This is a genomic window from Hathewaya histolytica, assembly GCF_901482605.1.
Lineage (GTDB): Bacteria > Bacillota > Clostridia > Clostridiales > Clostridiaceae > Hathewaya > Hathewaya histolytica.
Genome location: NZ_LR590481.1, coordinates 1,531,158 through 1,544,168, shown reverse-complemented (window position 1 = coordinate 1,544,168; position 13,011 = coordinate 1,531,158). Strand labels below are relative to the sequence as shown.

At 30.0% G+C, this 13,011-nt stretch carries 12 protein-coding genes; all 12 read left to right on the top strand.

The genetic code is table 11. The features are described 5' to 3' along the window. Window positions 1-122 precede the first annotated feature (122 nt). Window positions 123-1,031 carry a phosphate ABC transporter substrate-binding protein PstS family protein gene (locus FGL08_RS07585; protein WP_138210213.1) on the top strand — a complete coding sequence of 303 codons (909 nt, stop codon included), beginning with the start codon at window positions 123-125 and terminating at the stop codon, window positions 1,029-1,031. A gap of 56 nt (window positions 1,032-1,087) precedes the next feature. Further along, on the top strand, window positions 1,088-1,978 hold the full coding sequence (gene pstC / locus FGL08_RS07580) for a phosphate ABC transporter permease subunit PstC (protein WP_138210212.1): 891 nt from the start codon (window positions 1,088-1,090) through the stop codon (window positions 1,976-1,978). After that, window positions 1,978-2,865, top strand: a complete 888-nt coding sequence (gene pstA, locus FGL08_RS07575) for a phosphate ABC transporter permease PstA (RefSeq protein WP_138210211.1) — start codon at window positions 1,978-1,980, stop codon at window positions 2,863-2,865. Before pstC ends, pstA begins: the two co-directional genes overlap by 1 nt. 23 nt (window positions 2,866-2,888) lie before the next feature. After that, on the top strand, window positions 2,889-3,641 hold the full coding sequence (gene pstB / locus FGL08_RS07570; RefSeq protein ID WP_138210210.1) for a phosphate ABC transporter ATP-binding protein PstB: 753 nt from the start codon (window positions 2,889-2,891) through the stop codon (window positions 3,639-3,641). Between the two features lie 33 nt (window positions 3,642-3,674). Beyond that, a complete protein-coding gene (phoU, locus tag FGL08_RS07565; RefSeq protein WP_138210209.1) occupies window positions 3,675-4,331 on the top strand; it encodes a phosphate signaling complex protein PhoU in 657 nt (218 codons plus the stop codon). 197 nt (window positions 4,332-4,528) lie between these two features. Beyond that, window positions 4,529-4,942, top strand: coding sequence for an RrF2 family transcriptional regulator (locus FGL08_RS07560; RefSeq protein ID WP_138210208.1), 414 nt, complete (start codon window positions 4,529-4,531; stop codon window positions 4,940-4,942). Between the two features lie 203 nt (window positions 4,943-5,145). Then, a complete protein-coding gene (gene cooS / locus FGL08_RS07555) occupies window positions 5,146-7,032 on the top strand; it encodes an anaerobic carbon-monoxide dehydrogenase catalytic subunit (RefSeq protein WP_138211297.1) in 1,887 nt (628 codons plus the stop codon). A 132-nt stretch (window positions 7,033-7,164) separates the two neighbouring features. After that, window positions 7,165-7,608 carry a 4Fe-4S dicluster domain-containing protein gene (locus FGL08_RS07550; protein ID WP_138210207.1) on the top strand — a complete coding sequence of 148 codons (444 nt, stop codon included), beginning with the start codon at window positions 7,165-7,167 and terminating at the stop codon, window positions 7,606-7,608. 197 nt (window positions 7,609-7,805) lie between these two features. Continuing rightward, a complete protein-coding gene (locus tag FGL08_RS07545; RefSeq protein ID WP_138210206.1) occupies window positions 7,806-9,032 on the top strand; it encodes an NAD(P)/FAD-dependent oxidoreductase in 1,227 nt (408 codons plus the stop codon). Between the two features lie 292 nt (window positions 9,033-9,324). Next, on the top strand, window positions 9,325-10,659 hold the full coding sequence (locus FGL08_RS07540) for a DUF512 domain-containing protein (protein WP_138210205.1): 1,335 nt from the start codon (window positions 9,325-9,327) through the stop codon (window positions 10,657-10,659). Window positions 10,660-10,661: 2 nt separating this feature from the next. Next, window positions 10,662-11,990 carry a ribosome biogenesis GTPase Der gene (der, locus tag FGL08_RS07535; RefSeq protein ID WP_138210204.1) on the top strand — a complete coding sequence of 443 codons (1,329 nt, stop codon included), beginning with the start codon at window positions 10,662-10,664 and terminating at the stop codon, window positions 11,988-11,990. After that, on the top strand, window positions 11,983-12,987 hold the full coding sequence (locus FGL08_RS07530; RefSeq protein ID WP_138211296.1) for an NAD(P)H-dependent glycerol-3-phosphate dehydrogenase: 1,005 nt from the start codon (window positions 11,983-11,985) through the stop codon (window positions 12,985-12,987). The genes der and FGL08_RS07530 overlap by 8 nt, the downstream gene beginning before the upstream one ends. Window positions 12,988-13,011 lie beyond the last annotated feature (24 nt).

Below are 13,011 nucleotides of genomic sequence, written 5' to 3'. Positions count from 1 at the left end.
AATTAAATTTAACATGCATACAATCTTAATTAACCTAACCATAATAGTTACTTAACCTAAATACCATATTATTTTAATTATAGAGAATATAGATAATACTAAAAGTGTGGAGGGGATAATTAATGAAAAGAAAAGGGATTAATTTATTAATAGGATTACTAAGTATTTCAATGGTTATAGGTTTGTTTACGGGATGTGGGAATGGGAAAAAGACATCAGAAAGTATTAAAGAAAAAAGTAAAAATGAAGAAAAAATACAAAAGATTACAGGAACAATAACTGCATTAGGTTCTTCAGCACTTCAACCATTGGTTGAACAATCAGCTAGGAATTTTAAAATTAAAAATCCTAAGGCTACAATAAATGTACAAGGTGGTGGAAGTGGCTCTGGAATTAATCAAGTAGCAGATGGAAATTGTGATATAGGAAATTCAGATGTTCCTGCTGAAGCAAAGTTAAAAAATAAATCTAAATTAAATGAATTAAAAGATCATAAAGTATGTGCAATAGGCTTTGCTATGGTAGTTAGTAAAGATGTTAAGATTGATTCACTAACAAAAGAGCAAATACAAAAAATATTTGAAGGAAAAGTGACTAATTGGAACCAATTAGGAGGAGAGAATAAACCAATTAATATTATAAATAGGGGGGCATCTTCAGGTACAAGGGCTACTTTTATAGATACTATAATGAAAGGTAAGAAAGAGAAAAATGGATTAGGTACCACTCAAGACTCTAGCGGTGCAGTTAGAACAGCTTTAAAAAGTACTGATGGTGGTGTAAGTTATTTAGCATTATCTTATTTAACAGACACTGTTAAAGAAGATATGAAAGTTATAAAAATAGATGGAGTAGAAGCTAATAATGAAAATATAATAAATAAAAAATATCCATTTTGGTCTTATGAACATATGTATACTAAAGGTGAAGCAAAGGGGGTAGCAAAAGAATTTTTAGAGTACATGGTTAGCGAAGAAAATAAATATATAATTGAAAAACTTGGATATATCCCAATGAGTAATTTTAAATAAATAATAGGCCAGCAAAGCTGGTCTTTCTTAAATAAAAACTTTAATGAGGCGATACTATGAAGAAAAAAGGTTTTTATCATACGTTAAAAACAGAATATTTAGGTAGAAGTTATGCAACCATTTGTGGGGTTGTTATAGTGATTCTAACCATTTCAATTATTACTTTTCTTACTTTAAAGGGACTAAAAATATTTACTCAAAATGGAGTTTCAATAATTAAATCTATTTTCTCAGGAAATTGGGCACCAGAAGCGGATATTCCAACTTTCGGAGCTGCAAAATTTATTTTAAGCTCTACTTTTGTATCCTTAGGGGCGGTCGCAATAAGTGCGCCCACTGGCATAGCTCTTGCTATATTTATGAATTTTATTTCTCCTAAAGTTGGTAAAAGTATTTTAAAGCCTGCTCTAGAATTGTTTGTGGGGATACCATCAGTAGTTTATGGATGGATTGGAATCACAGTTCTTATACCCTTTATAAAGTATATAACTGGGGGAGTAGGGTTTAGCTTACTTGCTGGGATAATAGTGTTAAGTATAATGATTTTACCTACTATTGCAAGTATATCTGTAGACTCACTAAAAACTATTCCTAAGCACTATATAGAGGCATCTTATGCATTAGGAGCTACAAGATGGCAAACTATATCAAAAGTTGTTTTACCGGCAGGAAAAAGAGGTATATTAACTGGAATAGTACTTGGAATTGCAAGGGCATTTGGGGAAGCACTTGCTGTGCAGATGGTTATTGGTAATGCTGTTAGGTATCCATTAAACTTACTAAAGCCAGCTACCACAATAACAAGCATATTAACTATGGATATGGCCAATACTGTAGAGGGTACACTTTGGAATGATGCATTATGGTTTTTAGCCTTACTATTACTTTTTATATCATTTATATTTATTTTACTTATTAAATTCTTGGGTAGAAGGAGTGATGTCTAATGAATAAAGAAAAAGTAGATAAGATATGGACATGCATTCTTTACATTATATCCACATTAGTTGTATTATTATTAGTTTCATTATTAGGATATATTCTTTTCAGGGGAAGACATTTTTTTAGTTTTAATTTTTTATTTGGCTCCCCTAAAATAGGAGAATCTGGTGGTGGTATAGGGCCCCAATTATTTAATTCAATTTACATGCTTGTAATATCCTTAATAATATCAATTCCTTTAGGTATAGGAGCGGGTATTTATCTCGCTGAGTATTCAAATGAAGGTATTTTTATAAGAATAGTAAGACTATGTATTGAGACTATGGCATCCTTACCATCTATTGTAGTAGGTTTTTTTGGACTTTTAATATTCGTTATTTCCACTGGATGGGGATTTACAATTCTATCAGGAGCTCTATCAATTAGTATTTTAAATCTACCTGGATTAACTAGGGTAAGTGAAGATGCAATTCGTTTAGGAGGAGAAGGAATAAGAGAAGCGAGCTTAGGACTAGGAGCCACAAAGTGGCAAACTATAATTAAAGTAATCTTACCTAATGCCTTTCCTAAAATTTTGACAGGAATAATACTTGCAGCTGGAAGAATTTTCGGAGAAGCAGCGGCGCTTTTATATACTTCTGGCATGAGTGCTCCAGAAGTAAGCTTTAAATTATCAGAACTGTTTAGTAAAAATTCAGCTTTTAATGTTTTTAGACCTGGAGAAACACTTTCGGTATATATATGGAAAATTAATTCAGAGGGAATGATTCCTGATGGAGATAGAATAGCTAATGGAGCATCAGCAGTTTTGATCCTGATGGTTCTAATATTTAATATATCTTCAAGGATAATAGGTGACAAAATATATAAATCATATACAGGAAAGAAATAAGGTCTATAAAGGGGAATGTATAAATGAATATAATAGAGGCAAAGAAATTAAATTTTTATTATGGAAATAATCATGCTCTAAAGGATATAAATATAAAAATTGAAAAAAATGAGGTTACAGCTCTAATAGGACCTTCAGGTTGTGGTAAATCAACATTTTTAAGAACGATAAATAGAATGAATGACTTAATTGAATCAGTTAAGATTACAGGAGAAATAACTTTTGAAAACAGAAATATATACTCACAAGATTATGATGTAATAAAACTTAGAAAGCGAATAGGGATGGTATTTCAAAAACCTAATCCTTTTCCAATGTCCATATACGATAATATAACATATGGTCCTAGAATTCATGGAATTAAAGATAAAAATAAGTTAGATGAAATAGTAGAAAAAAGCTTAATCGGAGCAGCCATATGGGATGAAGTGAAAGATAGGCTTCATAAAAATGCTTTAGGATTATCAGGGGGACAACAGCAAAGGTTATGTATTGCAAGGACCCTAGCTGTAGAGCCAGAAATTATTTTAATGGATGAGCCTACTTCAGCCTTAGATCCAATATCTACATCTAAAATAGAGGAATTAATGGATGAAATTAAAAAAAATTATACAGTTATAATTGTGACACATAATATGCAACAGGCAGGTAGGATATCAGATAAGACCGCGTTTTTCTTGAATGGAGAGATTATAGAGTGTGGAGTTACGGAGAATATATTTTATAATCCAAGTGACAAAAGGACAGAGGATTATATAACAGGGCGTTTTGGATAATATTTTTAAAATTACAAAAAGGAGGTATATAGTATGGTTAGAACTTCTTTCGATACAAGTCTTCAGGAATTGCATAATCACATTCTTAGAATGGGAAGTATAGTTGAAAAACAAATATATAATTCAGTTAAATCTCTTATTGATACGGATATTGAACTTGCAGATAAAGTGATTAAAAATGATGATCTAGTTGACACTGCAGAAAAAGAAATAGAAGATATGGCAATTAAACTTATAGCTACTCAACAACCTCTAGCTGTAGATCTAAGGGATATATTTACAACTACTAAAATAGTAACTGACCTAGAAAGAATAGCAGATCACGCTGTAGATATTAGTAAAATAACTAAAAAACTAATTGGAGAAAGTTATATAAAAGAGCTTATCTTTATTCCTAAAATAGCTTATATAGTTAATAATATGGTAAAAGATTCCTTGGATGCCTATGTACAAAGTGATGTACATGGAGCCTATGAGGTATGTAAAAGAGATGATGAGGTAGATGCACTATACAAAAGTGTTTTTAAAGAAATGGTTGAAGTTATGGGGAGAGATGTTAAGTATACAAACCAAGCAACACAATTTTTATTTGTATGTAAATTTTTAGAGAGAATAGCAGATCACGCGACTAATATTTGTGAGTGGACTATTTACATGGTTACTGGAAAACAAGTAGATTTAAATGAATAGAAATTTAAAAGATAATAAAATTATGCTATATTATCATATTTTAAAGTGAGTATAAAATACTTAAATTCCAGTAAAAATGCAATTTTACTGGAATTTAAGTATTAAAGTTCTGATTTTAAGTAAAGAATATTGACAATTGTATAATAAGTGAGTATATTTAAAATATACTCATTAAGTATACTTTTAGGAGAATAAATATGAAAATCACTCAAGAAGCAGACTATGCGTTAAGAGTTATACTCTATTTATCAAAATTGGGTTATGGAGAAAAAGTAGAAGCGAGAATTATATCTGAGGAAGAAGGATTACCTCTAAGATTTTTACTAAAACTTTTAAGAAAACTTACAAAGTCAGGAATAATAATATCTTTTAGAGGTGTTAAGGGTGGATATGCATTAAATAAACAGCCTAAGAATATAAATTTAAAAGATGTAATAGAATCAATAGACGGGCCAATTTGTATAAATAGATGTATATATGATCCTGAGTATTGTAATGCAGGCAAAAATGGGAAATGTGAAATTCACAGAACTTTATGTAAAGTACAAAGAAACCTTGCTAGTGAATTAGAATCCATAAATTTTCAAAAAATTTTAGATCAAAAGAAGTAAATAGTTCTATAAAGAATAAATGAAAATAGCATATGTAAGGTTTATTAATGCAAAAGTATACCGAAAAGGTATATTATTAAAATAAAAAATTTATTGATAAAAGTTAAAAACATAAATGAATATATAAATAAAGGAATTAAACAAATTCCTTTTATAAATAAACAAAACTATACCAAATAGGTTAACATTATAGGAGGATGGGTATTTCAATGTGTACAAATTGTAAAACTTGTAAATCAGCAGATAAAGTTCTTCAAGGATTTATATCTAATATGGATATGGAAACTTCTCATCATAGGGTAGAGAATCAAAAAATAAAGTGTGGTTTTGGGCAACTAGGAGTTTGCTGTAGACTTTGTTCAAATGGTCCTTGCAGAATAACTCCAAAATCACCAAGAGGAGTATGCGGTGCTAATGCAGATACTATAGTTGCAAGAAATTTTTTGAGAGCAGTAGCAGCAGGAGCAGGATGCTACCTTCATATAGTAGAAAACACTGCAAGAAACTTAAAAGCCACAGGTGAAAATAAGGGAAAAATAAAAGGTGAAAAGGCCTTAAATAGGTTAGCAGAACTCTTTGAAATAGAGGAAGATGATATATACAAAAAAGCAGTTAAAATAGCAGATAAGATTTTAAAAGATTTATATAAACCAAGGTATGAAAAAATGGAAGTAGTAGAAAAAATGGCTTATAAACCAAGGTATGAAAATTGGAAGAATCTTAATATATTACCTGGTGGAGCTAAATCAGAAGTTTTTGATGCTATAGTAAAGACTTCTACAAATCTAAATAGTGATCCTGTAGAAATGTTATTACATTGTCTAAATCTAGGTATATCCACAGGTGTTTATGGATTAACATTAACAAATTTATTAAATGATGTAATGCTGGGGGAACCAGTTATAAGAAATGCTAAGGTTGGATTTAGGGTTATAGATGAAAATTATATAAATATTATGATAACAGGACACCAGCATTCAACTATAGCGCATCTTCAAGATAGATTAATAGAAGAAGATGTAGTAGAGATGGCTAAGAAACTTGGAGCTAAAGGTTTTAGATTGGTTGGCTGCACCTGTGTAGGACAAGACTTACAATTAAGGGGAGAATATTATAAAGAAGTATTTTCAGGGCATGGTGGAAATAATTTTACCAGTGAAGCTATAATTGCTACAGGAGCAATAGATACTATAGTATCAGAATTTAACTGTACATTACCGGGTATAGAGCCTATTACAGAAAATTTAAAAGTAAAAATGATTTGTTTAGATGATGTAGCTAAAAAATCTAATGCAGAATACATAGAGTATTCCTATGAAGAGAGAAAAAAAATAAGTGAATATATTATAAAGGAAGCATTAGATGCATACAAAGAGAGAAGGAGATATGTCACAGTAAACATACCTAGAGATCATGGATTTAATGATGTTGTAACCGGAGTAAGCGAAGTGTCTCTTAAAGAATTTTTAGGTGGAACTTGGAAACCATTATTAGATTTAATAGCAAAAGGGAAAATAAAAGGAGTAGCTGGAGTAGTTGGATGTTCTAACTTAACAGCTATGGGACATGATGTATTTACAGTAGAGCTAACAAAAGAACTTATAAAAAGAGATATAATAGTTCTTTCAGCAGGATGTTCTAGTGGAGGACTTGAAAATGTAGGGTTGATGTCATCATCAGCAGCTTCTTTTGCAGGAGATAATTTAAGAAAAGTATGTGAAAGTTTAAAAATTCCACCAGTACTTAACTTTGGACCATGCCTTGCTATAGGAAGACTTGAGATTGTAGCTACAGAATTAGCTAAAGAATTAGGTGTAGATTTACCACAACTTCCATTAGTGCTTTCAGCACCACAATGGCTAGAAGAACAGGCATTAGCAGATGGAGCCTTTGGTTTAGCATTAGGATTACCATTGCACCTTGCTATATCACCATTTATAGGAGGTAGTAAGGTGGTATCTAAAGTGTTAACAGAAGATCTTAAGAGCTTAACCGGAGGACAACTAATAATTGAGGATGATGTGAAAAAAGCTGCGGATAAACTAGAAGCAATAGTTTTAGATAGAAGAGAGAAATTAGGACTTAAATAACAATACTAATATTTACATTTTTACATTGATCTGAATTTAAATTAAATATTATATCAGATCAATGTAAAAATATTAGTCATGAGATTAAATTTAAAGTAGCTTTTAAATAATCTGTTAAGAGGAGAATTCTTTATGAAAAGAATTATGATAAAAAAGGATTTATGTGAAGGATGTTTAAACTGTGTTCTCGCCTGTATGGCAGAACATAATGAAAAAGGGAAATCCATATATGATTTAGATCTAGAAGATAAGGTTAATGAAAGCCGAAATCATATAGAGTTAGATATGCTGGGAAATAAAACCCCTATATTTTGTAGACATTGTGGTAATCCAGAGTGTGTAAATACTTGTACAACTGGAGCTATGGATAAAGATGAAAAAACTGGTGTAGTATCTTATAATAAGGATAAATGTGCAACCTGTTTTATGTGTGTAATGAACTGTCCTTATGGAGTATTAAAGGCAGATGAAAAAAACAGTAAAGTTATAATAAAATGCGATTTATGTAATGGAAGAGAAATACCTAGATGTGTAGAAAACTGCCCTACAGGAGCTATTTATGTATGGAAAATTTAAATATACGCTAAAAATTTAAGTAGATACAATGTATTAGTTGAAGTTCTTAATAAAAATATAATTATCATTCTATAGTTTAGAAGAGAGATTATAAAGTAGAATGCAAATAAATTAGCAGATATAAGTATAAAATTCTCTTAAATAAAAGCTTAGTTTTATAATATTATAAAAATATTAAGGCTCGGGAGGTTAAAAGTATGAAATATGTAATACTAGGGGTTAGTGCAGCAGGAATTTCAGCAGTTAAAACTTTGAGAAATTTAGATAAAGATGCGGAAATCGTTATGATTTCTAAAGATGATAAAGTATATTCAAGATGTCTATTACATCATTTTATAGATGGCAATAGAAAAATAGAAGAATTATCTTTTATAGAAAAAGATTTTTTTACTAAGTATAATGTAAAATGGAGAAAAAATAAAAAAGTGGAGATTGTTGATATAGATAAGAAGACAGTGAAAATGCAAGAAAATATTTCAGAGCATTATGATAAATTACTCATAGCATCAGGTTCTTATGCTTCTATACCACCAATTAAGCATTTAAGAGAAGCTAAAAGGGTATATACTTTAAGAGATTTAGATGATGCAATAGTCATAAAAGAAGAGGCTAAAAAAATTAAAAAAGCAGTAGTAATAGGTGCAGGACTTGTAGGGATAGATGCTACTATGGGGTTATTAGGAAACAATGTAGAAGTAACTGTTATAGAGATGGGAAGTAGGATACTCCCCTTACAATTAGATCAAAGAGCTTCAAAGACATACGAAGATTTGTTTGTTAAACATAATGTTGTTATAAAGACTAATGTAGCAGTTAAGGACGCTTTAATAGATGATAATGGAAATATATCTGGAATAAAATTAAGCAATGGTGAAGAAATAGACTGTGATATTGTAGTGGTAACAGCAGGGGTTAAAGCAAATGTAGATTTCATAAAAGATGAGAGAATAAAGATAGAAAAAGGAATAGTGATAAATGATAATTGTGAAACTTCAGTTAAAGATATATATGCTGCAGGAGATGTAACATTTAGAGCACCTATATGGCCAATAGCTATGAAACAAGGAAGAATAGCTGCTTATAATATGGTAGGAGAAAAAAAGCTATTGAATGATAACTTTGGAGCAAGAAATTCCATGAACTTTTTAGGGGTATACACTATATCTTTAGGAATAATAGAACCTGAAGATGAAAGTTATAAAGTAGATATAATACATAAAGGTGAAATATATAAAAAAATAATACATAAAGATGGAATTATATATGGAGCTATACTTCAAGGGGATATAGCCTATGCTGGAGTATTAACAGAGCTTATAAAAAATAAAATAAATATATCAAAAATAAATAAGGATATATTTGATATAAGTTTTGCAGACTTTTTTAATATAAAAGAAGATGGAGAATTTAGTTACGAAAAATAAGGAAGTTTACTAAATTCTATTTTAAATTTTATTTAAGCATTCATAAAATTTTTTAATTAATATACTTAAGTATAAATAGGTAGATAGTACAGCAATGTTTATATAATTTGATATTATATGAATTTTGTAAAATAATATAATATCTTATCGGAGATTTAGTACCTAAATTTCAGTAAAAATAAAATTTTAACTGAAATTTTGATGCTAAATCTCTTATTTATGCGAGTAGATTGACTTAAACTAGAAATTGATGTATTATAATTTGATGTATAATTATAACTAAGGAGGATCTATGAAAAATTATATAAGCTATATAAAACCTTATAGTATAGCCGAAGAAGCTGGCATAGAGGTTGGAGATTTTTTGATTTCAATAAATAATAAAAAAGTAAATGATATAATTGATTATAAATTTTTAATAACAGAAGAATACTTAACCCTTAACATAGAAAAGTCTTCCGGAGAAATATGGGAAGTTGAAATTGAGAAGGATTATGATGAAGAATTAGGTTTAGAATTTAAACAAAGCATAATAGATAGTGCTCGAAGTTGTACGAATAAATGTATATTTTGTTTTATAGATCAAATGCCTAAGGGTATGAGGAATACATTGTATTTTAAAGATGATGATTCCAGACTTGCTTTTCTTCAAGGAAATTTTGTTACTCTAACAAATATGAAAGAGGAAGAAATTCAAAGAATTATAGATTATAAAATTAGCCCTATTAATATATCAGTACATACCACTAATCCAGAATTAAGAGTAAAAATGCTTAAAAATAGATTTGCAGGTAAAGTATATAAATACATGGAACGTTTTGCAGAAGCGGGTATAATAATGAATTGCCAAATAGTACTTTGTCCTGGTATAAATAATGGTGATGAATTAAAGAATACTATAGAAGACCTATATAAATTATATCCTCAGATTAGAAATGTAGCAGCAGTTCCTGTAGGCATAACTAAATTCAGAGAAGGCCTGCATGAAATAGAGATATACTCAAAAGAAACTGCAAAAAAAGAGATAGAGGAATTAAAATTCCTTCAAGAAAAGTACATAAAGAATATAGGTAATCCTTTTATAAGGCTCTCTGATGAATTTTATGTATTAGCTGAAGAAGAGATACCTGAAACAAAATTTTATGGGGATTTTGGGCAAATAGAAGATGGTGTAGGGATGATAAGAGCTCTAAGAAATAATATAGAAGGATCTTTAGAGTATTTAGAAAATAATAAAAAGGTGTCTTTTACCATGGCAACAGGTACATCAGCTTATAGAGATATAAAGAATGTAGCAAATGTAATAATGAAAAAAAATCCTAATATATCTATTAATGTAGAGAGAATTTTAAATAATTTCTTTGGAGAAACTATTACAGTGTCAGGCTTACTTACTGGAGTTGATATAATAAATCAATTAAAAGGAAAAGAATTAGGAGATTACATAATATTACCAGATAATATTATAAGAAAAGGGTATGAACTTGCTGAGGATGACAAAAAAATTCTTTTAGATGATTACACTATAAATGATCTAGAGAAAGAGTTGCAAAGGGAGATTATCCTATGTGATTATACAGGAGAAGACTTAATTAATATAATAAATGAATTTAGTAGGGAGGAATAAATATGGCAAAACCTATAGTTGCAATTGTAGGAAGACCTAATGTAGGGAAATCTACACTATTCAATAAGTTAGCAGGTGAAAGAATTGCTATAGTTCAAGATACACCAGGTGTTACAAGGGATAGAATATACGCTGAGTCAGAATGGTTAAACCATAAATTTACTATAATAGATACTGGAGGTATAGAACCAGAATCAGAAGATATTATATTTTCACAAATGAGAAGACAGGCAGAAGTTGCTATAGAGACAGCAGATATTATTATGTTTGTAGTAGATGGAAGACAGGGTATGACGGATTCAGATAATGAAGTCGCTCAGATGCTTAGAAAAAGTGGAAAGCCCATCCTATTAATAGTTAATAAAATTGATAAATTGAGTGATGAAGATAATATATACGAGTTCTATAATTTAGGTTTGGGCAATCCAATTAGCATTTCAGCCAATCAAGCGCTAGGTCTTGGAGATATGTTAGATGAAGTTGTAAAGAATTTTAGTGATCTAGAAAATGAAGAAGATGCTGAAGAAGACATAGTTAAAATTGCTGTAGTAGGGAAACCTAATGTTGGTAAATCATCTCTTATAAATAAAATTTTAGGAGAAACTAGAAATATTGTTAGTAATATACCTGGAACTACTCGTGACTCAATAGATAGTTATATTGAAACTGAAGATGGCAAATTCATATTAATAGATACAGCTGGCATAAGAAGAAAAAGTAAGGTTAAAGAAGAAATAGAAAGATACAGTGTAATCAGAAGTTTAGCATCCATAGAAAGAGCGGATGTATGTATTCTTGTAATAGATGCTGAAGAAGGGTTAACAGAGCAAGATGAGAAGATAATTGGATTTGCTCATGATCAAAATAAAGCCATTTTAATTGTAGTAAATAAATGGGACATAATGGATAAAGATCATAAGACTCTTGATATTTATACTAAGCAATTACAACAAGGACTTAATTTCATGCCTTATGCTGAATATATGTTTATATCCGCTAAGACAGGTCAGAGGGTACATAAGGTCTTGAAAACTGTCAAAAAGTGTTATGATAATTATTGTTATAGAGTACCAACAGGTCTATTAAATGATGTTATTAGTAGAGCTGTTATGATGCAAGAAGCTCCAGTTATGTGGGGAAGAAGATTAAAGATATACTATGTAACTCAAGTTGGAATAAAACCACCAACATTTATTTTCTTTGTTAATGATCCAGAACTTGTACATTTCTCTTATAGAAGGTATTTAGAAAATCAATTAAGATTAGGATTTGATTTTAAGGGTACTGGAATTAAGTTTATTTTTAGAGAGAGGAATGACAAGAATGCGTAAAGCTACTTTTATAGGAGGGGGCAGTTTTGGAACTGCTCTTTCCATAGTATTATCAAGAAAAAAGGATTTAGATGTAGTTATTTGGGATAGAAATAAGGATGTTATACAGGATATAAACTTAAATCATAAAAATTCGAAATATTTAAACAAAATAACCTTAGGGGAAAATATAAGGGGAGAATTAGATTTAGGGAAAGCCTTAAAAGATTCTGAATATGTTATCCTATCCTTACCTTCTCATTTAATTCGTGAGTATAGCAAAAGAATTTCTAAATTAGTTAGAGAGGATACTATTTTAATAAGCATTGCAAAAGGATTAGAGGAAGGTACTTTAAAAAGAATGTCTCAAATTATTGAAGAAGAGATTCCATATAATCCAGTTGTCATATTGTCAGGACCTAGTCATGCAGAAGAGGTTAGTATAGGTACACCTACGGCTATAGTAGCATGTTCCAAACAAAGGGAAAAAGCAGAAGAAGTTCAAAACTTATTTATGGATGATAAATTAAGGGTATATACTAATGATGATATTATTGGTGTTGAACTAGGTGGTGCGGTAAAAAATATTATTGCTCTAGCTGCTGGTATCTTAGATGGGGCAGGATACGGTGATAATGCTAAGGCTGCACTAATGACTAGGGGCATGAGTGAAATAATTAGAATAGGCACTAAGCTTGGCGGTGACATTAAAACTTTTTATGGTTTAACAGGTATGGGTGATTTAATTGTAACCTGTACAAGTCTTCATAGTAGAAATAGAAGGGCAGGTATATTAATAGGAAGGGGCTTGTCTATGAAAGAGGCTTGCAGTGAAGTGAGTATGGTAGTAGAAGGGATTAGAGCTTGCAAGTCTATATATGAGCTAAAAGAAAAAATAGGGGTTACAATGCCAATTACAGAAGCTTTATATAATGTACTTTATAAAAACTGGGACGTAAAAGAAAGCATAAAAGATCTTATGACTAGAGACAAGAAAGATGAAATAATAGATTTTTAATAAAATTTGGTTATAAATATTTTT

Bases quoted from the DNA above. Each gene is read 5' to 3' on its own strand.
- phoU (WP_138210209.1), top strand. From the start codon at position 3,675: ATGGTTAGAACTTCTTTCGATACAAGTCTTCAGGAATTGCATAATCAC.
- FGL08_RS07540 (WP_138210205.1), top strand. From the start codon at position 9,325: ATGAAAAATTATATAAGCTATATAAAACCTTATAGTATAGCCGAAGAA.
- FGL08_RS07550 (WP_138210207.1), top strand. From the start codon at position 7,165: ATGAAAAGAATTATGATAAAAAAGGATTTATGTGAAGGATGTTTAAAC.
- der (WP_138210204.1), top strand. From the start codon at position 10,662: ATGGCAAAACCTATAGTTGCAATTGTAGGAAGACCTAATGTAGGGAAA.
- pstC (WP_138210212.1), top strand. From the start codon at position 1,088: ATGAAGAAAAAAGGTTTTTATCATACGTTAAAAACAGAATATTTAGGT.
- FGL08_RS07560 (WP_138210208.1), top strand. From the start codon at position 4,529: ATGAAAATCACTCAAGAAGCAGACTATGCGTTAAGAGTTATACTCTAT.
- pstA (WP_138210211.1), top strand. From the start codon at position 1,978: ATGAATAAAGAAAAAGTAGATAAGATATGGACATGCATTCTTTACATT.
- FGL08_RS07545 (WP_138210206.1), top strand. From the start codon at position 7,806: ATGAAATATGTAATACTAGGGGTTAGTGCAGCAGGAATTTCAGCAGTT.
- FGL08_RS07530 (WP_138211296.1), top strand. From the start codon at position 11,983: ATGCGTAAAGCTACTTTTATAGGAGGGGGCAGTTTTGGAACTGCTCTT.
- FGL08_RS07585 (WP_138210213.1), top strand. From the start codon at position 123: ATGAAAAGAAAAGGGATTAATTTATTAATAGGATTACTAAGTATTTCA.
- pstB (WP_138210210.1), top strand. From the start codon at position 2,889: ATGAATATAATAGAGGCAAAGAAATTAAATTTTTATTATGGAAATAAT.